Genomic DNA, 23,643 nt, shown 5'->3' on the forward strand with positions numbered 1-23,643 from the left:
GGTGACCACGGGCACGCCGTGACGTGTTCCACGTGAAACCCGTCGGACGGCCGTCGGAGGGCCATCCGACGGCCGGCGGGGGCCGGCGTCAGGTGCGAGCCGCGATGCGGGGGACCCGCAGCTGACCGGTCGGTGGGTCCTGCTCGGGTGGCAGGAACAGTCGCTGGGTGGCGGCGAGCAGCGCCTCAGCCACCGCGGCCCGGAACTCGGTCGAGGCGAGCGCGGCCACGTCGTGGGCGTTGGTGAGGTAACCGAGGTCGATCTGGACCGCGGGCATGCGCGTACGGCGCAGCAGCTCCCACGTCTTGGAGTGTGCCCGGCAGTCGACCATGTCGGTCCGCGAGATGATCTCTCGCTGGACGAGCAGCGCGAACCGCTCGCCGACTGCCGACGATCCGCGTGCGTGGCCGTAGTAGTAGGTCGACACGCCCTGCGCCTGACTGGAACCGCTCGCGTCGACGTGCAGCGAGACGAGCAGGTCGGCGCCGATCTCGTTCGCCCGGGCCGCGCGTTCCGCCTCGGGGGGCGACTCGTGCGGGCCGTGCACCAGGTGTGCCTCCAGCCCTGACGCCAGCAGGCGTGCCTCCAGCCGGGAGGCGAGGTCGGCCATCAGATCACGCTCACACAGGGAGCCGTTCGTGACACCCGGGTCATCGCCACCGTGGCCGGGGTCGATGGCGACGACCATCCCGAGCAGGGACGGCCCGCGGGCCAGCAGCCGCACCGACTCCCGCAGGACGTCCGGCCGGCCGCCGGTGACCGTGCGTTCGAGCCGCTTGAGCTCGCGAAGGGTCCGGGGGCCGCACAGGCCGTCGGGGTCGAGGCCGCGGTTGCGCTGGAAGTCTCGGACGGCGGCGTCCGTGCGGGCACCGAAGATGCCGTCGGCACGGCCGACGTCGAACCCCATGTTCGACAGACGTTCCTGCAGGGCGGCCACGTCGTCGCCGACGAACGGGTGGGTGACGCTGTAGTAGAGGAGACGGTCGCCGAGGCGGCGGCGTGCCTCCTCGATCGCGCGGAAGGTGTCCGGCCCGATGATGCCGTCGACGGAGAGGCCACGGCTCTGTTGGAAGGCCCGGACCGCGTTGTCGAGCTCCCGGTCGAACAGCTCGGCCGTATCGGACGCCTCCACCGAACCGGCCGTGCTGCCCAGACCTGCGGCGACACCTGAACCGGTGGCGCCGGTCGAGTCGGTGGCGCCGACCGAATTCGGGGCGCTGTCCGGCCGGGCCTGATCGGCCGGTGCGTCGACATCTGACGAACTGGACTGCTGGCGCGGTGCGACAGGCAGGAAGCCGAGGTAGATGAAAGCTGCCCGTGCCTCGGCTACGGAGGGATCACGGTCGCCATGCCGCAGCAGCTTCACGAAGAAATACCTTTCATCACCTGTGCGTTCACCGGACCGCCGATCTGCGCGGACCGGTCCGGCCGCCGGATCCCGCCATCAGATTAGGGCATGGGCCCAGGCGCGCGAGGACGGCGATGCCCATCGTCCGGCTTTCGGCACTCACGCACGATTACCCGGTCTGGTACCCGCCGGACATGCGGAAAACGGGTGTCACTACCGCGTGTGATCGAAGGTAACGGCAGTGGGTGGGCCAGGGCCCTGCGTTCCGCTTTCGATCATGTCCACGGCCCGTACAGGGCCGTGGAGCGCCACCTGGCGCCCCAGGCACGCCCCGCAACCGCTTTCTGGCACCACGGGCAGCCGCAGCGACACGCAGCGACACGCAGCGACACGCAGCGACACGCAGCGCCACGCAGCGACACGCAGCGCCACGCAGCGCCACGCAGCGCCACGCAGCGCCACGCAGCGCCACGCAGCGCCACGCAGCGCCACGTGGCGTCACGTGACGCTGCGGGCGGGCCAGGTCGGATCCCGGCCGGGACCGACAGCGGGTCCGGCCGGGAGGGGAGCGGGCCGGGAGGGGAAAACAGCGACGGCCCGCTCCGAGCGGAGCGGGCCGTCGTTTCTGGATCAGGTCAGGCCGGTGCCGGATGGGTCCGGGCGCACAGGCCGCCGGCCGGGGGACCGGACGGCAGCCCGCTCAGACGTACGACGCCAGGTCGCGCAGCAGCGCGGCCTTCGGCTTCGCGCCGACGATCGTCTTGTCGACCTCGCCGTTCACGAAGACGGCCATCGTCGGGATCGACATGATCTGGTACTGACGGGCGATCTCCGGGTTCTCGTCGATGTTCAGCTTGACGATCCGGAGCTTCTCGCCATGCTCCTTCGCGATCTCCTCGAGGACCGGCGCGACCATCTTGCACGGGCCGCACCACTCGGCCCAGAAGTCGACGAGCACGGGCTTGTCGCTCTTGAGTACCTCGGCGGCGAAGGTGTTGTCCGTCACCGACGGTGTGGCGCCTGCCATGGGAATCTCCTTGCGGGTTGCGTACCGGGTCGGGCGGGGGTGGGGTGTGAGGGGTCTGGGGTGGTCGCCGACGGCCGGCTCGGCCGCCGGCTTCGGTGATGGAGAGCTCAGGGTGGCGGAGAGCTCAGGTGGCGGCGAGCTCGGGTGCCGGCTGGCGGGGGGCCTGCGCGGTGGTGTCGGACGCCCCCTCCAGACCGGCGATGTAACGCTCGGCGTCGAGGGCGGCCGAGCAGCCGGTGCCGGCCGCCGTGATGGCCTGGCGGTAGGTGTGGTCGACCACGTCACCACAGGCGAACACACCCGGGACGTTGGTCAGCGTGGTCGGGTGGGCCACCTTCACATAGCCCTCCTCGTCAAGCTCGAGCTGGTCGCGGACGAGGTCCGTCCGAGGATTGTGACCGATCGCCACGAACAGGCCCGTGACGGCCAGCTCGTCGGTGGCGCCGGTGACCGTGTCGCGCAGCCGCACACCCGACACCTTGTTCTCGCCGAGCACCTCCTCGACCGCGGCGTTCCACCGGAACCTGATCTTCGGGTCGGCGAAGGCGCGCTCCTGCATGATCGCGCTGGCGCGCAGCTTGTCCCGGCGGTGCACGACGGTGACCGACTTCGCGAACCGGGTGAGGAACGTGGCCTCCTCCATCGCCGAGTCACCGCCGCCGACGACCGCGATGTCCTGGTCCCGGAAGAAGAAACCGTCACAGGTGGCACAGGCGGACACGCCGCGGCCGAGTAGCCGGTCCTCGTGCTCGACGCCGAGCTTCTTGTAGGCCGATCCGGTGGCGATGATCACCGACCGGGCCAGGTAGGTCTCCTCGCCGACCCTGACGACCTTCGGGTTCGCGGCGAGGTTGACCTCGGTGACGTCGTCCGGGATCAGCTCGGCGCCGAACCGCTCCGCCTGGGCGCGCAGGTTGCCCATGAGCTCCGGGCCCTGGATGCCCTCGGGGAAGCCGGGGAAGTTCTCCACCTCGGTCGTGGTCATCAGCGCGCCGCCGGCGGTGATGGCGCCCTCGAACACCAGCGGGCGCAGGCTCGCGCGGGCCGTGTAGATCGCCGCGGTGTAGCCCGCCGGCCCGGATCCGATGATGATGACGTCCAGAACCCGCTCGCCGGAACGTTCGGTCCCGGCGGTCGGGGCCGCCTGGTCCTTGCCCTGGCCTGCCACACCCGCTCCCTTCGTGGTCGCCGGCGGATCCCCGCCGGCTGCTGTTCGGCTTGTCGGCCGGTGCCGGCCGCGGGTGCCGGGTCGACGTGATGTCTGCCCGCATAACCCCCGGCACCCGCCGCTGATTCCTCCGGTGAGTCAGTGTGGCCGGCGGCATCCGGGGCGGGCTGGCACCCATGGGCGGTCCGCGCCCGTGCCCGTCCCGCACCTTCCGCCACAGCCACCGATGATCACCTGGTCACGCACGGTTCGCGTTCACGCTGTACCACACGGCGCTGTGCGCCGGCACGATCCCGCAGTGCGCGTCGAGGATCACGAGCCGCGTGGACGTCGGCTGTCCCGCGACCGAAAGAACGATCATGATGGCTGCCTGGTCGTCGAAGCGGACCCGGTCCAGCGCGATCACCGCGCCGCCGGTCTGCGCTGCCAGGCCGTCATAGCACATCCGCAGCTGCGGCGTGTCGATCAGCCGGGCGAGGGACGCCGGGGTGTTCTGCAGGGGCGTGCTCTGCCCGCCCAGCGCGTCGCCGGGCCCGCTTTCGCCGGCGCGGGGCGGGGCGGGGAGCGGATCGTCCGCCCGTGGGGACGGCGCCCCCGCCACGGACCAGGTCAGCCGTGTCACCGCGATCCGCCCGGCCAGCAGGGCGTGGCCGTGGGCCACGACGGTCGCGGGGCGGAGCACTTCGTCGGAATCACCGACGAGCACGAAGGTGCCGTCCGGCGCCTCGGCCAGCGCACGGGTGTCGCGCGTGTCCGGGACGGGCGCCGCGGCGGCCGCCGGCCCGGACGCGCTGTCGGCAGCGACCTCCACCGCCGGGTCGCTGGCCGAGGTCGCTGCCGAGTACGACTCGCTGCCCCCGCCGGTCAGCGCGCGCACGGCGAGGAGCGCGGTGCCGAACGCGAGCAGCGCCACGCAGGCGGCGGCGATCGACACCCAGTCACGGGTGATCCGGTCGCGGCCCTGCGCCGCCTGCCCGCGCCGCGACGCACGGCTGTCCTGCCTGCTGCCAACCAGCCCACCGCCGACCCGTCCGGGGCCGCGTCCGGGGCCGCGGCCGGGCTCCCGCTCCAGCCTCCGCGGCCGGCGGCCGGCGGCGACGCGGGGACGGCGGCTGCCGAGCCCACCAGGCGCCGCGGCACCGCCGGGGTGGTCGTCGTGCATCCCACCGGCGCCAGGCCCGCCCAGGGGACCGCCGTCAGCGTGCGGGCCGTGCGGGCCGTGCGGGCCGTTCGTGCCGCCGGGTCGGTCTGCCTTCGCGACCTGGCCGGCCCGGCGAGCCTCGCCGGAGCCGTCGGTCGGCCCTCGGCCGGGTGCCGGCTCGGCGTCGTCACCACCGGCGCCGGAACGGGAGGCGAGGGCCGCCTGGATGCGTGCGGCGACCTCGTCAGGCATCGTCATGGTGGCCAGCCGGGCAAGTTCCGAGCGGACCCGGTGCAGAGCGGCGAGCGTCTCCTGGCAGGTGACGCACCCACGAACGTGCCGGTCGACCCGGGACGCGGTGATCACCCGGGAACGGCCCGGGCCCGGGGGTTCCGGATGAGTGTCGAGATAGGCGTCGAGCACCTCGATGTCGGGGTGCGAGCCGCGCCGGGTCACCGAGGACGTGTCATCGGCGGGAGCGTCGTCGGGTGCGCCCGGATCGGTGAGGGGGCCGGGGCCGTGTGCGTCGTCGGCGCCGCTCGGGTCGCCGAGGTGCCAGCCGGGATCCGAGTCCTGGGCGCCGTGCTTGTCCGTCATCACCGCTGATCACCTCCTTCGGCGAGTTGGCCACCCGGCCGTCAGGTCGGTCGGTTCGTTCAGGCTGATCGGGCCGGCCGACCCGGGCGGACCAGTGTCACCGGACGCCGCCGTGGCAGCACCCCCCGGACCACCGGGGCCTGCCGGGCCGACAGCGGCCTCCGCGGCGAGGCTGGCGGAGACCTGCGCGGCCGGACCGGCAGCGGCGATGTCGCCCGCCGTTGCGCTGCCCGCCGTTGCGCGGCTGGTCGTGCCGCGGCCGGTGGCAGACGCCTCCGCCGTCGTAGATACCGCTGCTGTCGTAGGTGCCGCTGCCAGGTCGCTCGCCGGCACCGTGATGCCCTCATCGGATCCGTCCCGTGCGTCGCGCCGTCCCTCATCTGAGACGGAAGGCGAGGCCCCCGGGTTCCCGAATGCCGGCTGCGGCGTGCTTTTGGGGGCGAGATGCCCGAGATGGGCGGCCAGTCTGGCCCGGGCCCGCGCGCAGCGGCTCTTCACCGTGCCGACGGGAATGTCCAGCATCTCGGCGACCTCGGCGACCGGGCGCCCCTCGACGTCCACCAGCACGACCGGGACGCGCAGGGTGTCCGGGAGCAGGGCGAGCGCGGTCCGGATGTCCATCCGGGTGTCGTGCTCGGCGATCGCGTCGCGGGCGTCGACCGGCTCGTAGGGGACACCGTCAGGAGATGACGGAAGGGGCACTGTCGGGCGGACCGCGCGGCGGCGAAGACGGTCCAGAGCAGCATTGGTGACGATCCGGTGCAACCAGGTGCCGACGGCCGCCTCGCCGCGGAAGTCGGCCGCGCGGCGGTGCGCGGAGAGCATCGCCTCCTGGACGGCGTCCGCCGCGTCCTCGGCATCACGCAGCAGGACGAACGCGACCGTCCACAGCCGGTCCGCGTGCGCCCGGAACAGCTCGCCGAACGCCTCCGGATCACCCGCCACATGCCGGCGCAGCGCCTCGGCGTCCACGTCCGGATCCGCCCCAAGGGAGCCAGGCACCACCGGGCGCCCGGCCGGAGACGGCGTCACCGTCGCTCCGTCCCAGCCCACCGTCCCGCGCTGCTCAGTTCCGGAACTCGACCTCCGCGATCGACCCCTTGAACTTGCCGTCCACGGTCGGCAGGTTGGTGAGCCAGATCACCCAGTACCTGTGCTCCTGCTGGTCGGACGGCATGACGATGGTCGCCGGACCGCTGGGCTTCTGCGCCTGCGGGTCGCCGACGACGGCGTAGTCGTTGATGTTCTCCGAGAGTGTGTCGGACGCCCTCAGCTCGAAGGTGACCGGCCCCAGGGTGCCGACGGTCACCACGACCTCGCTGGGGCGGATGGCCTCGTTGAAGGCAAACCGCAGCCCCACGCCGCTCTTGAGACCGCCGAACGGGCCAGGAGGGTCGTACCCGTCGGTGGTCCACTGGGTGGCCGGCTCCCCGTCGTGCACGTTCGGAACGGTCTCCGGGTTCTCGTCCTTCACCGCGTCGGAGCTCAGCGGGTCGAAGGACCTGACCTCGGCCGGTGGGATCGTCTGCCCGGCGGACACGCCCGCGGGCCCCGACGGGCCGCCAGCCTCAGTACCCGGCTCGCCGTCCCCGTCCTGCGGCTGGAGCGCGATCACCGCGACGACGGCGACGAGGGCGATGACGACCAGCAGCGCGAGCCAGGGCAGGAGACGCCTGACCGTGCCACCGGCGCCGTCCGCCCCGCCGCCGCGCCGGCTGTCGGACGACGGCGGCACAGGACCGCCGCCGTCGTCGTAGCGGCGTGGCTCGGAGGGCCCGCGCTGGGCGGGGTAGCCGTCGTAGCCGCGGCCCCGGTCGTCGTAGCCCCGGTTGTCACGTTCGTCGTAGCCGCCGCGGGCGCCGTAGCCCCGCTCGTCGTAGGAGGTCTGGTCGTAGCCGTCGCGGCCCAGGTAGGAGGTCTGGTCGTAGCCCGGGCGCTCGCGGCCGCCGTAGCCGTTGGCCGGGTTGGAGCCGTAGCCGCCGCGGCCGTCGTAACCGGAGCTGTCCTGGTAGCCCCCGTTGCCCTGGTAGCTGCCGTTGGACGGGTAGCTGCCGTTGGACGGGTAGTCCGCGGTGCCCGGGCCGTAGGGGTCCATCGACATCGCCTCGGTGCTGACCGGGCCGTCGTCGCCGAGGCTCATCAGGCCGGTGTCGAGCACCTGGTCGACCGGGCTGACGGCCTCCAGCTCGGCGACCAGGTCGGCGGCCGTGGTGATCGGCGCGCCGGCGCGCTCGTCGCCGAGGGTGGCCAGCGTGATCGCGTCGAGGTCGCGGGGGACGGCACTGTTGATCTGCCGGGGGGTGCGCAGCCGCCCGTCGGAGGTCGGGGCCGCCGGCAGGGCGTGCTCGCCGACGAGGGGCCAGGTGCCGGTGAGGCCGGCGTAGAGCAGCGCGCCGAGGGCCCGCACATCCGCCAGGTCCCCGGCGGTACCGGCGCCCGCGCCGTCGCCGCCCTCCGCCTCGGCGGAGCCGATCGTGGGCTCCGCGCCGGTGACGGCGCCGTCGAGCCCGGCGAGGATGCCGCCGATCTCCAGATCGACGACCTTGACCGTGCCGTGACCGGAGACGATGACGTCACCGGGGTTGAGCCCGCCGTGGTGGATGCCGCGCTCGTGGGCCGCGGCGAGGACCCGGGCCGCGGCCAGCACGATGGCGCCGGCCTGCTCGGGGCGCAGCGGTGTCTCGGTGGCGAGCTGGCGCAGCGTGCGCCCCTCCACCCACTCGGACACCACGTAGGAGACACGTGCCGAACCGGTGGTGGTGGTTGTCGCGTCGTAGGTGGAGGCCGCGCCGGGATGGACGAACCGCCCCGAGCTGATCGCGGCGCGCAGGAGCGCCTGGGCGATGTCCTCGAGAGCGGACTGGTCGATCTCGCCCTCGGTGTCCGGTTCGTCGCTGTCGAGATGCTCCACGATGCGGACAGCCACCGGACGGGCCAACACGTTGTCATCGCCCCGCCACAGTGTGACCGGACCACGAGTGTTCAGGGGGGCCAGCAGCCGGTAGCGCCGGTCGAGAACGGATTCGGCCAGCACGGCGGTACTGGCGGGGCCTGGCGCCGACGCTTCGTTCGTCACGTCGTTATCGACGTCCGCGCCCTGCGGTCGGTTGCTTCCGTCGACCACAGCGCCTCCGTCGTCCACATACCCGCCGGCCGACCCGACGACGGGTTGCCCCACCCGAACCGGGCAGGGGATCCGCCCAGCGTTCCGCCACTGTGAACGAACACCCCGGGCACCCTCCGTCGCCTTGGCAGACATCGGGCGCCCATAGGCGCCGCGAGCCTGGGTGCTGCGCCTGGTTCACCGGCGACGTTGGGCGGGGCCCGCGCACAGCGTGTTCAGTGTACGAGGCGAGCCCAGTCATCTCGCGGATGTCTTCGGACAAGCCAGGTTGGCACACACACCGGAACCGCGTGCCTATCGATGCGCCACGGACACCGTCTCGCGCCGCCCCGGATATGGAGCGGGCCGGCGGCCTGGGCGGCGCGAATCCGATTGGAGTTTTCGTCTCGACACTCTCCGTTCCAGATCCTGCCGGATGTCCGAAGAATTTCACGCGACCGACACGTAATTGCTACGTGCCGTTGTGTCGCGGGATGGTGGACACAGCCAGGTGGGATCGGAAGCAGTGCTGGGCCCGCCGCCGTCAACCGCAGGAGGCTTTGTCGTGCCCCCGGTGGTCCTCCAGGCTGGCAAGCCGTGGATACGACCTTGGTGCCATGGGCGGCCGAAAACAGGGCGACGGATTCGCGGCCACCGGCCCGTCGGGGCTCAGCGCCCGCGCCCGCCAGGCGGCCCGCCACGCCCGCCCGAGGAGCCCCGCGGGCCGCCGCCGCGTCCACGGCCCTGCCCCCGGTCCGGCCCGGGCCCGCCCGACCCCGACCCTCGGGACCCGCCCGACCCTCGGGACCCCGACCCTCCGGACCCCGACCCTCCGGACCCGCCCGACCCTGATCGTCCCGAACCGGACCGCCCGGAGGAGCCGCCGCCGGCCGGCGGTCGGCCCGACGAGGAACGGCCTGAGGAGGAACGGCCCGACGAGGCACCGCCGGTGGGAGCCCGACCGGACGGTGGCCGTTTCGCTCCGGCCGCCGAGGCCGGCCGCGCGGCGGCACCGGCACCGGCACCGGCCGGAGCGCGGCGCCCGGCGCCGAGCCTGCCTCCCACCATGCGCATCAGCGCGGTCATCTCGTAGAGCCCGCTGCGGACCGACACCACGACGAAGACCACGCCGCCCACGGCCAGTCCGACGACGACCGCGACCGCCGAGACGAGCCAGCCCGTCCCGAGCAGGTCACGCAGGCCGGCCGCGATGACACTGGCGAGCACGGCGCCGATGCCGGCCGTCACGCTCACCCGGGTGGTCACCCGCGCGATCCGGTTCCCGTCGATGCCGCCGAGCCGGCGCCGCAGCAGGACGGTGGTGGCGGCCAGGCCGATCAGGTAGGCCAGCGAGAAGCCCAGCGGCAGCACGACGGCGCGGTGCTCCACATCCGCCAGCTGGGACAGCGTCACCGCGGCGACGACATTCGTCGCCACCACGCCGATGTTGACCAGCGCGGGGGTGCGGCTGTCCCGGTAGGCGTAGAAGGCCCGCAGCTGCACCTGGAACAGGGAGAAGGGCACCAGGGCCACGGCGAAGGCGCTCAGCGCATCACCGATTTTCACCGCGGAGTCGTACCCGACAGCACCGTGGTGGAAGATCGCGACGGCGATCGGACGTCCCAGCGCCAGCAGGAACAGCGCCGACGGGACGATCGCGGTGACCGTCATCCGGGTAGCGGTGGAGAGGTCCTCGCGGACCAGCGCGTCCTTGCCCGCGGCCGCGTGGTTGCTCATCCGTGGCAGCAGTGCGGTGACGACCGAGACGCCGATGATCGCGTAGGGCAGCTGGAAGATCTGGTAGGCGTTCTGGTAGATCGTGAGGACCTGGCCGCCTGTCGCCAGCTTGGTGATCACGATGAGGCCGAGCTGGCTGACGACCACGTAGAGCAAAGTCCAGCCGGCGAGCCGGTACGCCGCACGCAGGCCGGGGTGGCGCAGGTCGAGGCGCGGCCGATAGCGGAAGCCGACGGCGCGCACGGCCGGCAGCAGCGCGACGGTCATGACGATCACGCCGAGCGTGGTGCCGCCGGCGAGGATGTAGGTCTGCGCGTCGGTGATCCCGTCGACCGTCGGCGGCCTGTCTCCGGGCGCGAAGATGAACACCACGCAGGTGAGGATGACCACCAGGTTGTTCAGCACCGGCGCGAACATGGGCGCGGCGAACGACTGTCTGGTGTTGAGGACCGCGCCGAGCGTCGCCCCGACCCCGTAGAAGAGCACCTGGGGCATGAACCAGCGCAGCATGTCCGCTGCCAGGGCCTTCTGCCCCTCGTCGCCCTTGATGTACAGGCCGATGATCTGGGGCGCGGCGAACATGCCCAGGACGACCGCCACGCCCAGGACCATCACCGTCAGGGTCACCAGGGACGAGGCGAAGCCGTCCCCGCCGTCCGGGTCCTCCTTCGAGGCGCGGACGAGCACCGGGACGATGGCGCTGGTGAGAATGCCCCCGAGCAGCAGGTCGTAGAGGATGTTGGGCGTGGTGTTGGCGGCGGTGTAGGCGTCGCCGACGGATGCCACTCCGATGGCGGCCGCGATGGCCACGGTGCGCAGGAATCCGGAGGCCCGGGAGGCGATCGTGCCGATCGCCATGGTCCCGCTGGCGCGGCCCAGGCCGACGCCCGCCTTGCCAGCGCCCTTGCCCGTGCCGGTGCCCTTGGTGGCGGCCACGGGACGCTTCCCGCTCGGCTGCCGTGGGCGTTGCTGCTGTGGCTGACGCTGCTGCTGTGACGGGCGCTGCTGCCGTGGTGGTCCGGGGCGCCCCGGTGCCGGTGGTCGGAGGCGCCTGTCGGCGGGCGGGGGAGCCGCGGGCGGGGCCAGGCGGGCGGTGCGGTCGTCGGCGGGAAGTTCCTCGAACAGGTCCTCGTCGGGCAGCGGCGTGCGACCACCACCGGGTGGCGGCGTGCGACCACCGCCGGGCAGTGGTGTGCGGGGGCCGGGGGCCGGGGTGCGCGCGCGCGCCGGCCGCACACCGGGCCCGCCCTCCGACGGCGGCGGGATCGCCGGTGCGCTCGGAAGCCTCCTGGTCTGCTCCGCGGCCAGACGTTCCACGGGAGCGTGCGGGCCGGAGGGGTACCCGCTGATCGCTTCCTCATCCACCTGGTATGACTTGGGCGGCATACCCGGATACGGGTCGATACGGCCAGCTCCGCTGTCGTGCGGGTCTCTGCTGGGCCGCCGGGCCGCTGCCGGTGATGGTGGCGGCGCTGCCGGGGGCGGAGTCGGAGGCACTGGCGGACCACCGGGGTAGGCGGAACCGGACGGCACGCGGGCCGTGGGAGGCGCTCCGTCCGCAGGCCACGAGCCCGCCCGGCTGTCCGGGGAGTGCCGGCCTCGGCCCTCGCCGCGGGCGCCGTAGCCGTAGCCGAGGTCCCGGCCGTAGCCCTCATCCTGGTCGTAACCGTCGTCGGCCCAGGGGCGTCGGGGCCCTCGGCCGTCGGCCGCGGCGTCGTGACGGTGCCCCTCGGACCGTGAACCGCCATGCCGGTCCACGTCGTACGAGGGGCCACCGCGGTCGCTGCCGCCGCGTTCGTCGTCATACCAGCGCTCGTATCCGGCGGGTGTGTCCGCGCCGCGCGCCGCGTCGTGACCGTCATATCCGTGTCGATCACCGGGCCCGCGTTCGCCGCCCCGCGGGTAGCCGTCGGACTCGCGGTCGTCGTACGGACGGTCGTCGTACGGACGGTCGTCGTGGCGATGATGACCGGCCTGGTAGTCCTCCCGCCGGCGGCCCTCGCGCGGGTGATCGTCCGGCGGGTAGGCCTCCGGGGGGTAGCTGCCACGCGGGTAGTCGACCGGCGGGCCGTCGTCGCGCTGGTAGCCGTCGTGCCGGTAGCCGTCACGCCCGTACTCGTCACGCGGCTGTTCGTAGCCGCGGTGGTCGCGAGGGTCGTGCTGGTCGCGAGGGTCGCGAGGGTCGCGAGGGTCGAACTCGTCGGCGGGACGGGGGGGCCGGTGCGGATCCGGGTCGTCCCAGGACGTCGAGGAGTCTCCGGAGGGTCGGGCCACGTTCGGACGGTAGCGGTCCAGACGCTCATCGGCATCGGGAAACGGCGGGTCTTCCGGACGGGGCCGCGCGGCGTTCCCGTAGTGCTCGTCGCCGTGGTCGGCGTACCGCTCGACGGAGTAGGGATCCCGCTCGACGGAGTAGGGGTCGCCGGCGGTGCCGCGGTCGGGGTTCCGCCCGTGCGGGCGGCCGTCCCGGCCGTCGCGGGGGGGCCGCCGAGGCCGGTCGGCCGGGGTCACCGGCCTTCCCGTCGCCGGGGCCGGGGCCCCGAGCCGGCGGGGGCGGCCGGCCGGTCCGCGACCCAGGGCGCTGTCGGGCCGTGGTCCGGGTCACCGGGATGGTGGGGAAACCGGTCGAGGCCCGGCGGATACGGGTCCCGCTCCGGAACGCTCGGCAGGTTGCCCCGCAGCGGCAGCGTCGCCTGGTCGGTCCATCCGGGCCCGGCCCGGGACGGCTCGGGACGGCCGGCCTCGGGCCTGGGCGGCTCGGGGTGGTCAGGTGACCCTGCACCGCCGGCCAGGGCACGCCGCCGGGACCACGTGCGCAGCCGGCGGAGCTGGCGGACCACGACCGCCGCCATCAGCACGCCGACCGCGCCGACCGTGATGGTGGTCGCGATCGCGCCGTAGACCGTCGACCGGACCAGCACCCGCGCGGACGCCTCCGGGCCGAGCGTCCTGCCGTCGGCGGTCTCCAGCCGGATGTCGATCGGGAACGTGCCGGCGCTCTCCGCGTCGACCTCGATCTCGATCTGGTCCTTCTGGCCGGCGATGAGGCGGCGGGCGACCTCGGGCGCCGAGATGAGCCGCCCGCGGTCGCTGGAAACGATCTTCAGGACGACGGTGGCGTCCCACAGGGTGCTGTTCTCCAGCGTCACCGGCACCCGGCCGCGGCTGCTGGTGAGGTTCACCATCTGCGATCCGACGACCCGCACGCCGTCCCGGAACTCGGTGGCCTGACCGTCCGCCTGCTGGACCAGCGAGACCCCGGTCGGCCGGTCCGTCCGCCAGGCCGCCGACAGTCCGGTGATCAGGGTGTTCTTCATCCGGCGGGTCTGCTGGCAGTCGAGGGGGGCCGCGGGGGCCGCGGGGGTCGCCGGGCAGAAGAGCGAGGCCAGGGTCTGCACCTTGTCCCGGACCTCGCCGACGCCGTCGACGTAGTCGACCGGCAGCTCGCGCTCCCGGAGCGCCTCGGGGTAGGTCAGCCCGGCGCGCTGCCGGGTGCCGTCCAGGGCGGGGTCGGTCACCGCCTGGATGCCGACAGCGGTCGAGTAGGGGCTCTCGACGGTGCGGAGGATCTCGGCGAGCCAGCCCCGGGGGATCCGGCTCGCGTCCCGGGGCAGGGCGAGGACGACCGACCCCGGCGCCGACCGCGACACCCGCAGCCGCTCGGCGGTGATCATCGCGAGTTCGGCCTGGAACCGGGCGAGCGCCACGCCGTGGTCCGCCTCGCTGCCCTCGTAACCGGTGACGAGATCGGCAAGCCGGTGGTCGGCGGCGAGTGCGTGGACCTGCCCGCTGTCGGTGGCCAGGGTGACCCCGGCGGACGGGGTGTGGGTGACGGAGCGGGCCGCGGGCAGCAGCTCGTCGTCGACGATCACCGTGCCGGCGCCGTTGGCACTGAGCACGTTGACCGTCGGTGCGTCGGCGATCCCGTCAGCGGGGAAGGCGATGTCCCGGATGCGCTGCGGGTCGATCCCGAGGAGTTGGGCGATCACGGTCTGGCCGGTGTTGACGGAGTACTGCAGCGCGTCCAGCTGGTCGGCGTGGACGAGGGCGGGCAGGTCGACGTCTCCGTAGGGCAGGGCGAAGACGGTGCCGCCCAGGTCGGCGTACTGCCTGATCATGTCGAGGAAGACCTGGGCGTCCGGGTCGGGCCGGCCGCCCTTCGGCCCGTCCGGAGCCGCGAACTGGTACTCCTCCTGCATCAGGAGCAGGGCCTGGACGAGGGTGGGGTCGACTCCGAGCGCGACTGTCGGCGGGCCGGAGGGCAGGGCCACCGTGGCGCGGACCGCGTCGAGCAGCTCGCGGAGCCCGCCCCCCTCGGCGATCTCGGCGCGCAGGCCGTCGTCGGTGAGCAGGCCGTCCGAGCGCAGCCGCGGCGGGCTGGCCAGCGGCACCACGGTCAGGACCTGCGTCCGGGCCGTCACCTGCGGGGCGGACAGGACCATGAACGTCGTCGCCGTGGCCAACATGTCCGAGGCCCGGCCGTTGACCCTGCCGACCACTCTGATCCGCACGGGGCGCACCTCGACCCCCGCGGGGGGGACGTAGCGGGAGACGTCCGCCTCCGCGCGGAACGGGCTGCCCAGCATCGTGCCGGCCGGGTCCAGCAGCCCGCTGGCCAGCTTCCGGTACTGGACACTCTGGACCTGCTCGCCCTGGCTCAGCCGGCTCAGGTCGTCCCGGGAGCGCACGGCCGACCCCACGTCGAGGGCGATGCCGAGGTCGGTCAGCCCGTCGGTGCCCTGGACGAGCACGGAGCCGGCGACCTGAAGCTGTGGCGAGGCGGCGCTCGGGGGGTTGACCTGAGTGAGGGCGAGACGGATCGGGAGGTTCGCTCCCGGCGGCATCGTGCCTGACGGCGCCGTGCCCGGCGACGCCGTGCCGGTTGTGCCAGGAGATGTCCGGGTGACGGGCTGGATGGCCACCGGTGGGCCGGCAGCGATTCCCACAGATGAGGCTGATCCTGTGGACAAGTCTGTGGACAGTCCTGTGGAAACTGTGGATGAAGCCTGCCCGGAGCGGCCCTCCGCTCCGGCCGCGGTGCCCACGGCGCCGCCTGTTCCCACGCCCGGCCCGGTGATCGCCATGGTACCGAGCACGGCCGCGACCGTGGCGAGGCGCGCCGCCGGCCGCCGCCGGCACCGCCGGGCCGGGAGGAATCCGCTCACGAGGCGTCGGCGAGAATTGTCGGGACGCCGTCCAGCAGGCGCCGCTCGTCCGCGTAGGCCAGGCGGGCGGCGGCCTCGGGCAGGGGCACCCACGCGACCTCCGCCACCTCGATGTCGTCGTCGGAGAGCTCACCGGACATCCGCAGCAGGAGGAAGTGGTGCACGGTCTTGTGCACCCGGGCCTGCCCGGTGACGAACCAGAAGTCGATGGTGCCCAGCGGGCCCAGCACCGCTCCCGTCACCCCGGTCTCCTCGGCGACCTCCCGGACGGCTGCCTCCTCCGTGGTCTCGTCCGCCTCGACATGCCCTTTCGGCAAGGACCACAACAGATGGCCATGGCGATCCCTACGGGCGATCAGGGCGGCGTTGGCCCTGGTGGAAACCGTATCGAGAACGAGCCCACCCGCGGAGGTCTCCTCCACCCTGCGCAGCGGCCTGCGGCCGGGCGTCCTGCGCGTGGAGGGCATGCACTGATCGTACGAGCAGCGGCCGAATCGGCCCCGTTGTGTGTCCGCTTCATCCGGGAGTATCACCTCAGCGCGCGGTTGGGTGCGTTCCGCATCCCGGCGGCGGCCCGTGAGGTGTCCGCGCGCGTCGGAGCGGGTACGGCCGTCGCTCCGGGCCCGCTCGCCCGTAATCTGAACAGGTGGCTGTGATCAGTCTTGACAATCCCCGGGATTCGGCGGAGCAGGTGGTGAGCGAGCTGCTGCGGGTTCCCGCGCCCGCTGACGAGCTGGGCCGGATCTTCGCCGACCACGGGCATGCCCTGTACCTGGTCGGCGGGTCCGTCCGCGACTCGCTGCTGGGCCGCGCCGCCGACGCCCCCGACCTCGACTTCACCACGGACGCCCGGCCCGAGCGCGTCCTGGAGATCACCCGTGGCTGGGCCGAGGCGACCTGGGAGGCCGGCATCGCCTTCGGCACGGTCGGTCTGGCCCGGCGCGGGGTGCGCTTCGAGGTCACGACGTACCGCAGCGAGTCCTACGACCGGACATCCCGCAACCCCACCGTCACCTATGGTGACGGTCTGCGTGAGGACCTGGTTCGGCGGGACTTCACGGTGAACGCGATGGCGGTGTCCGTCCCCGGGCACGACTTCGTCGACCTGTTCGGTGGCATGGCCGACCTCGCCCGCGGCGTGCTGCGCACCCCCGGCCCGCCGGAGGCGTCCTTCGACGACGACCCGCTGCGCATCCTGCGCGCGGCCCGCTTCGAGGCCGCCCTCGGCCTCACCCCGGAGCCCGAGCTGGTCGCCGCGATGCGTTCGCGGGCGGACCGCATCTCGATCGTCTCGCCCGAGCGGGTGCGCGACGAGCTGCGCAAGCTGATCGTCAGCCCGGACCCGGTCGCCGGGCTGGAGCGGCTCGTCGAGGTCGGCGTCGCCGATCTGGTGCTGCCCGAGCTCGGCGCGATGCGGATGGAGATCGACGAGCACCACCAGCACAAGGACGTCTACGCGCACACGATGACCGTGCTGCGCCAGGCGATGGCGCTGGAGGACGACGGGCCCGACGAGGTCCTGCGCTGGGCGGCGCTGCTGCACGACATCGGCAAGCCGCGCACCCGCCGGCACGTCCCCGGCGGCCGGGTGTCCTTCCACCACCACGAGGTCGTCGGGCGGGACATGACGCGCCGCCGGCTCGTCGCGCTGCGCTTCCCCAAGGACGTCGTCGACGCCATCTGCTCGCTCGTCTACCTGCACCTGCGTTTCCACGGTTACGGCTCCGGCGAGTGGACGGACGCCGCGGTGCGCCGGTACGTCCACGACGCGGGCCCGCAGCTGTCCCGGCTGCACAAGCTGGTCCGTTCGGACTGCACGACCCGCAACCGGCGCAAGGCCGAGAACCTGGCCCGCGTCTACGACTCCCTGGAGGAGCGGATCACCGACCTCGCCGCGAGCGAGGAGATCGCCTCCATCCGCCCGGAGCTCTCCGGCGACGACATCATGTCGTTGCTCGGGCTGCGCCCGTCGCGGCTCGTCGGGCAGGCCCGGGCGTACATGCTCGACGTCCGGTTCGAGCGGGGGCTGCTCGGCCGTGCGGGCGCCGAGGCGGAACTGTTCCGCTGGGCGCGCGAGAACGGCGTCCCGCTTCCGGGCGACGCGGCCGGTGACCGTGACAGCGGCAGCGCCGGCGGCAGCGTCGGCGACGGCGGAGGAGCCGGCGACGGCGGAGGAGCCGAGGGACCGGCCGTCAGGTCGTGAGCGTCGGGTTCGTCGCGGGCGGCACGTTCGTTCCCGGCGGCGCGGACAGCGTGCCGCCGGGGGCCAGCGCGCCGCCCGAAGACGAAACGCCGCCGGAGGACGGCGAACCGCCGGGGGACGGAGCGCCGTCCGCGGCTGATGTTCCGGGCACCGGGACAGTGGGGTGGGCCGCGCCGACCGCACGGATCACCCGGTCCTCCGGGTGGCGCATCGCGGCCCGGAAGTAGATCGCGCCGGCGAGGCAGTAGCCGACACCCGCGACGACGACGACCGGTGCCGACCGGCCGTCCTCGGGCAGGATCAGCGCCGCGATCGCGGCCGCGGCCACGAAGGCGAGATTGAACAGCAGGTCGTAGAGGGAGAAGGCCCGGCCGCGGTAGGCATCCTCGGTCTGCTCCTGCACGATCGTGTCGACGCAGATCTTGCTGGCCTGGGCGGAGAAGCCGAGCAGCAGGCCGGCGACGACGTACAGCGGGGAGCTGAACGGCAGCCCGAGCGCGATCTCGACCACACCGCCCGCCACGAGGACCAGCGCGATCCAGGTCGCCTTCGGGAGGCGCCTGGTCACCCGGGGGGTGACGACGGCGGCCAGGACCGTCCCCGCGCCGCTGGCGGCGACCACCGCCGCGAGGCCGGCGAGCCCGCCGCCGGTGCCGGTGAAGTGGTTGCGGTAGAGCAGCACCGTCATGACCAGCACCAGGCCGTAGGCCGCCCGGGACGTCGTCAGTGCCGCCAGGGCGCGCCGGGCGGGGCCGTGGTGCCACAGGTAGCGCACCCCGTCCGCCATGTCGACGGCGACGCTGCGGGTCTGTGACCAGGCGCCCTGCCAGGGCACCGTCTCGACCGGGCCGAAGGCGAAGCGGCCGGGTCGGGCGGCGATCAGCGCGGCGGTGGCGTAGGCGAGCGCCGCCAGCGCGGCGACCAGGGCGACGGCGTTGTCGCCGCCGCCGGTGATGCCGCGCAGGCCGCTGCCGACGCCGGCCCCGATCAGGGTGGCGACGGTGCCGGAGGTGACGGACAGCGCGTTGGCGGTGACGAGCCGGCCCACGTCGACGACCATCGGCAGACCGGCGGACAGCGCGGCCAGCACGAACCGGTTCACGCTGACGGAGGCGAGGGCGGTCGCGTAGAAGTCGGCACCGGTCCGCCCGCCGAGGATCAGCCCGACCAGCACCACCATCAGCACAGTGCGGACCACCGAGGAGACGACGAGAACGCGTTGCCGGGAAACCCGGTCCAGCACGATGCCGGCGAACGGGCCGATCACGCTGAACGGCAGCACCACAATGGCGAGGGACGTCGCCAGCGCGCCCGCGGTCGTCGCACGTTCCGGCGAGAAGATGACGTAGCTGACCAGGCTCGCCTGGAAGACACCGTCCGCGGCCTGTGACGACAACCGGCAGGCGAAGAGCTGCCGGAATCCGCGGCCGTCGAGCAGGGCACGCAGGCTGCCGGTCCAGTGCTTGCTGGTCCAGGACACGTCCGCAGCCTACGAAGAAGGCGGCCCGGCCGTGGGAGCGGGTGGCGGCATGGTTGCCGCAGCCGACAGGCGCACCGGCGCCCGCCGACAGGCATACCGGCGCCCGCCGACAGGCATACCGGCGCCGGACCAGCAAGGGTTTCGCCGGGCCGCCCACCGACAAGGGCCCTGGATATCGCCGACCGGCAATGGCGCCTCAATGTAGACACTGCGGTTCTCCGACGCCCGGATGCTGTCCGAAGAGTCGACTACGGTCGCTTCGCGTAGCCCACCCGTTTCGGAGGTGTTCCGGTCTGATGTCTGGTGCCCGGCACCGGTACCGCCGCTCAGGAACGTCGTTACGGGGGGTCGCCACCCTGGCTGCCGTTCCGCTCGCTGCCGGCGCCCTCACCTGCGGCTGGTTGTTCCTGCGCGCGACAGCCGGGACGGCGGGATGCTCCGGCTCCGTGGCGCTGACCGTCAGCGTCGCACCGGCGCTGGCCGAACCGCTGCAGGCGGCCGCGGCGGCCTACCGCAGCGAGCACCCGGCGGTCTTCGGCTACTGCGCCTCCCTTGAGGTGAACACCGTCGACGGCGGCAAGGCCGCCTCCTACCTGCGCGGGGGCTGGAACGAGCCGGGTGCCGGCGAGATCCCGGATGTGTGGGTGCCCGACTCCGCGGACTGGCTGGCTCTCGCCCGAACCACGGAACCGGCCAACCGGCTGCTGATCGACTCCGGGACGGTGATCGCAACCTCGCCGGTGGTCCTTGCGATGCCCCGGCCGATGGCGGAGGCGCTCGGCTGGCCACGGCACCAGGTCTCCTGGGCCGAGCTGCAGGAGTTCCTCGGCGCCGAGGACGAGGACTTCTGGGGCGCCCGCGGCCAGGAGGCCTGGGGAGACCTCTCCGTCGGCCTGCCCGACCCGCGGACGTCCACGGCCGGGCTGACCGCGCTGACCAACGTGGTCTCGCTCGCGCTGGACGTCCCGCCCGAGCAGCTCACGGAACGTGCCGTCACCAGCGACATGACGGCCAGGCGGGCCGTGCTCGAGCTGGAACGCCGGGCGGGCCTGGTGCCCGACTCGGACACCGGCCTGCTCACCGCGTTGCGCGCCGCCGACGTCGGCGGCCCCGACGGCCTGCGGATGTCGGTCGCCCCGCTCTCGGAGAGCGTGGTCTACCAGCACAACCGTGGTCTGGGAGCCGGCGGCGCGACCGCAGCCGGGGGCGGCGGGAACGGTGGGGGCGGCGGGACGCCGGGCGGGGAACAACTCGTCGCGTCCTACCCGGACGACGGCCAGACGTTGGACGAGATCCGCTACATCGAGCTGAGCCGTACCTCGGCGGACCCGGTGAAGGCACGCATGGCGCGGGATCTGCTGGCGGTGCTGCAGTCACCGCGGGGCAGATCAGCGCTGGTCCACAGCGGTTTCCGACCGCCGGACGGCATCGCCGACTCCTTCGGGCCGGAGATCGGCCTGCTCGCGCGGCCGCACCTGGAGCAGAAGCACCCGCTGACCGCGTCGGTGCTGGCCGCGCTGCAGGCGACCTTCATCAGCGTGCACCAGCGCGCGAACGTCCTCGCCGTCCTGGACACCTCGGGCTCGATGAACGAACCGGTCCCCGGGGGTCCGGGGCGCAGCCGCCTGACGGTGGCCATCGACGCGGCGAAGGCCGCGCTCCCGCTGTTCGCCGACGACAGCCGGCTCGGCCTGTGGCGCTTCTCCGTGCGGCTGCGCGGGGAGCAGGACTGGGCGGAGCTCGTCCCGCTCGGCCCGATCAACGAGCAGCTCGGCCCGTCCACGCGGGCGCAGGTCCTGGTGGACGCGATGAACACTATCGAGGCGCGCGGTGACACCGGGCTCTACGACACCGCGCTCGCGGCCTTCCGGTACATGACCGGGCACTACCTGGAGGGCCGGCCCAACCAGGTGGTGCTGGTCACCGACGGGAAGAACTCCGATCCGGGCAGCCTGTCCCTCGACGAGCTGGTGCGGACCCTGCGGGCGGAGTACTCACCGCAGCGCCCGGTCGAGATCGTCACGATCGGCTACGGGACGGAGGCCGATCTGGGCGCGCTCGCCCGGATCTCGGAGGCCACCGGCGCCGAGACCTATCCCGCGCTGGACCCGAACAACATCTTCGGGGTCCTGGTCGGCGCACTCACCGAGATCCCCCACTGACACCGAGATCCCCCACCGACCGTGCCGCAGGGCTGTCCCCTCCTGGCGAGCGAAACGGCGAGAGCCGCCGAGAGTGCCGTCTCGGGCACTCTCGGCGGCTCTCGCACCGCACTGCGCCGGGCTCGGCCCGGCCGGGGCTCAGCCCTCGCCGCGGATGAAGGCAGCGACCTTGTCGCGGGCGTCGCTGTCGCGGTACTGCTCCGGCGGCGACTTCATGAAGTACGACGAGGCGGAGAGGATCGGGCCACCGACGCCGCGGTCGAGGGCGATCTTCGCGCAGCGGACGGCGTCGATGACGACACCGGCGCTGTTGGGGGAGTCCCAGACCTCGAGCTTGTACTCCAGGTTCAGCGGGACGTCACCGAACGCGCGGCCCTCGAGGCGGACGTACGCCCACTTGCGGTCGTCGAGCCAGGCCACGTAGTCGGACGGGCCGATGTGCACGTTGTCCTTGCCCAGGTCATGAGACACCTGGGAGGTCACGGCCTGCGTCTTGGAGATCTTCTTGGACTCCAGCCGCTCCCGCTCGAGCATGTTCTTGAAGTCCATGTTGCCGCCGACGTTGAGCTGCATCGTGCGGTCGAGGATGACGCCGCGGTCCTCGAACAGCTTCGCCAGCACGCGGTGGGTGATGGTCGCGCCGACCTGCGACTTGATGTCGTCGCCGACGATCGGCACGCCCGCCGCGCGGAACTTCTCGGCCCACTCGGGGACACCGGCGATGAACACCGGGAGGCAGTTGATGAAGGCCACCCCGGCGTCGATGGCGCACTGGGCGTAGAACTTCGCCGCGTCCTCGGACCCGACCGGCAGGTAGCAGACCAGGACGTCGGCCCGGGCCTCGCGCAGCGCCGCGACGACGTCCACCGGCTCCTCGTCGGACTCCTCGATGGTCTCGCGGTAGTAGCGGCCGAGACCGTCGAAGGTGTGCCCGCGGGCGACGGTCAGCCCGAGCGGGGGCACGTCCGCGATCTTGATGGTGTTGTTCTCGCTGGCCACGATGGCCTCCGAGAGATCCCGGCCGACCTTCTTCGCGTCCACGTCGAACGCGGCGACGAAGGTCAGGTCGGAGACGTGGTAGTCGCCGAGCGTCACATGCATCAGGCCAGGGACCTGGGCGGACGGGTCGGCGTCGCGGTAGTACTCGACCCCTTGGACGAGGGAGGCGGCGCAGTTGCCCACACCGACGATGGCGACACGTACCGAACCCATGACGGATGCGCTCCTTGGCTGGTGGCTGGGATGCTGGCGTTCACTGACTGACTGGCAGGTGCAGGTGCAGGTGCAGGTGTGCGGGTGCTGACTGGCGGTGCTCTGCCGGCCGCGGGCACCACAGGGCCGGCCAGGGCGAGCCCGCGTCGGTGGCCTGGCCCGCCGACCGGCTGTCGGTGCCCGGCTCGGTACAGCCCCGGCCCGGCAGGCCTCCGGGAACCGGCCCGTGTGTACGGACGGCTGCTCCCGGGGCCGTGGGACCAGGCCCGCTGCTAGCTCTCGGGACCCGGGGAGGTGCCCGCGCCGTCGGGGCTGTCGGCGCGGATCGTCGGGTCGCCCGGGGGGCCGCCCGCCGATCCGTCCGCTGCCGAGGCTGCCTCAGCTGTGGACGAACCTGTGGACAACTCTGTGGATGATGTGGACAACAGCTGCGCCCCGGGAGGGGATGCGGGCTTCTGGGCCCGTTCCGTCTCGATCAGCTCGCTGAGCCATCTGACCTCGCGCTCCACCGATTCGAGCCCGTGGCGCTGCAGCTCGAGGGTGTAGGAGTCGAGCCGCTTCTGGGTGCGGGACAGCGCCGAACGCACCTTCTCTCCACGCTCCTCGAGCCGGCCGCGCCGCCCCTCGAGGATCCGCAGCCGCACCGCCGCGTCGGTCTTGGAGAAGAAGGCGAAGCGGACGCCGAACATCTCGTCCTCCCAGGAGGACGGCCCGCCTTCGCCGAGCAGCTCGGCGAGTTTCTCCTTGCCCTCGCCAGTGAGGGTGTAGACGACCCGGCTGCGCCCCCCGATGCGGGCGGCGGCGCCGGCGTCGTCCGCGGTCACGTACCCGGAGGCCTGCATCCGGCGCAGGCACGGGTAGAGCGACCCGTAGCTGAAGCGGTGAAAGGAACCGAGCACGGCGGCAAGCCGCTTGCGCAGTTCGTAGCCGTGCATGGGGCTTTCCGACAGGAGCGCGAGCACCGCCAGCTCCAACATGCGCGCTCTCCTCCCGGTCATGGTGGTCAGGTCGCCCCGAGGACAGCTGCGTCGAGGTACTGCATCGAGAAACTACATCGAGCTGTCCTGTCGCACCGACATATCGATGCGATACATCGAGGATAGCCCTTCCGGTACGACCACGGCAACAGTGGATGGCGGATCGGCGACCGGGCGATGACGGATCGACGTCGACAAGCCAACCCGTGCACCCTGATGTGCCGGCGATTCGGGGCGGGAGGAGACCGGTGTGACGCCGCGGGGGAGGGCCTGGCCGGCTCGTCGAGTTCTGTCGTTTCCGTCTGCCCGGCGTCCGGCGTCGG

General features: G+C 73.0%; 13 protein-coding genes and 1 pseudogene. 2 read left to right on the forward strand and 12 right to left on the reverse strand.

Annotated features, from left to right (window positions below; translation table 11 throughout):
* Positions 1-88 precede the first annotated feature (88 nt).
* From B207_RS0111420 to B207_RS0111460, 9 genes and pseudogenes are all read right to left on the reverse strand, one after another.
* Positions 89-1,366 (reverse strand): N-acetylmuramoyl-L-alanine amidase, encoded by a 1,278-nt coding sequence (locus B207_RS0111420; RefSeq protein WP_018636668.1) that lies wholly within the window; start codon positions 1,364-1,366, stop codon positions 89-91.
* A gap of 682 nt (positions 1,367-2,048) precedes the next feature.
* Positions 2,049-2,375 (reverse strand): thioredoxin, encoded by a 327-nt coding sequence (trxA, locus tag B207_RS0111425; protein ID WP_018636669.1) that lies wholly within the window; start codon positions 2,373-2,375, stop codon positions 2,049-2,051.
* Between the two features lie 124 nt (positions 2,376-2,499).
* A complete protein-coding gene (trxB, locus tag B207_RS0111430; RefSeq protein ID WP_018636670.1) occupies positions 2,500-3,543 on the reverse strand; it encodes a thioredoxin-disulfide reductase in 1,044 nt (347 codons plus the stop codon).
* 238 nt (positions 3,544-3,781) lie between these two features.
* A complete protein-coding gene (locus tag B207_RS0111435) occupies positions 3,782-5,281 on the reverse strand; it encodes a hypothetical protein (protein WP_051102491.1) in 1,500 nt (499 codons plus the stop codon).
* A 336-nt stretch (positions 5,282-5,617) separates the two neighbouring features.
* Positions 5,618-6,313, reverse strand: a pseudogene (sigM, locus tag B207_RS41320) (RNA polymerase sigma factor SigM); the annotation flags it as partial.
* 34 nt (positions 6,314-6,347) lie between these two features.
* Positions 6,348-8,405, reverse strand: a complete 2,058-nt coding sequence (locus tag B207_RS0111445; protein ID WP_026310948.1) for a protein kinase family protein — start codon at positions 8,403-8,405, stop codon at positions 6,348-6,350.
* Between the two features lie 648 nt (positions 8,406-9,053).
* Positions 9,054-12,632, reverse strand: coding sequence for a murein biosynthesis integral membrane protein MurJ (gene murJ, locus B207_RS41325; protein ID WP_018636673.1), 3,579 nt, complete (start codon positions 12,630-12,632; stop codon positions 9,054-9,056).
* Positions 12,629-15,067, reverse strand: a complete 2,439-nt coding sequence (locus tag B207_RS33540; protein ID WP_018636674.1) for a DUF6049 family protein — start codon at positions 15,065-15,067, stop codon at positions 12,629-12,631. Before B207_RS33540 ends, murJ begins: the two co-directional genes overlap by 4 nt.
* A gap of 215 nt (positions 15,068-15,282) precedes the next feature.
* A complete protein-coding gene (locus B207_RS0111460) occupies positions 15,283-15,753 on the reverse strand; it encodes an NUDIX hydrolase (protein ID WP_035740497.1) in 471 nt (156 codons plus the stop codon).
* Positions 15,754-15,938: 185 nt separating this feature from the next.
* Between B207_RS0111460 and B207_RS33545 the strand changes: the two genes are divergently transcribed.
* The gene (locus tag B207_RS33545; protein ID WP_018636676.1) at positions 15,939-17,489 is read left to right on the forward strand and encodes a CCA tRNA nucleotidyltransferase; all 1,551 of its coding nucleotides are present in this window, start codon (positions 15,939-15,941) and stop codon (positions 17,487-17,489) included.
* Here B207_RS33545 and B207_RS0111470 read toward each other — a convergent pair.
* On the reverse strand, positions 17,479-18,969 hold the full coding sequence (locus B207_RS0111470; protein WP_018636677.1) for an MFS transporter: 1,491 nt from the start codon (positions 18,967-18,969) through the stop codon (positions 17,479-17,481). The genes B207_RS33545 and B207_RS0111470 overlap by 11 nt on opposite strands.
* A 296-nt stretch (positions 18,970-19,265) precedes the next feature.
* Between B207_RS0111470 and B207_RS0111475 the strand changes: the two genes are divergently transcribed.
* On the forward strand, positions 19,266-21,131 hold the full coding sequence (locus tag B207_RS0111475; RefSeq protein ID WP_018636678.1) for a substrate-binding domain-containing protein: 1,866 nt from the start codon (positions 19,266-19,268) through the stop codon (positions 21,129-21,131).
* Positions 21,132-21,269: 138 nt separating this feature from the next.
* Here B207_RS0111475 and B207_RS0111480 read toward each other — a convergent pair whose 3' ends face one another.
* Together B207_RS0111480 and B207_RS0111485 are read right to left on the reverse strand one after the other, a co-directional pair.
* Positions 21,270-22,343: an inositol-3-phosphate synthase gene (locus B207_RS0111480; RefSeq protein WP_018636679.1), complete on the reverse strand. Its 1,074-nt coding sequence runs from the start codon at positions 22,341-22,343 to the stop codon at positions 21,270-21,272.
* Positions 22,344-22,615: 272 nt separating this feature from the next.
* Positions 22,616-23,320, reverse strand: coding sequence for a PadR family transcriptional regulator (locus B207_RS0111485; protein ID WP_018636680.1), 705 nt, complete (start codon positions 23,318-23,320; stop codon positions 22,616-22,618).
* Between the last annotated feature and the right edge of the window lie 323 nt (positions 23,321-23,643).

It is taken from the genome of Parafrankia elaeagni, assembly GCF_000374165.1.
GTDB classification, from domain to species: domain Bacteria; phylum Actinomycetota; class Actinomycetes; order Frankiales; family Frankiaceae; genus Parafrankia; species Parafrankia elaeagni.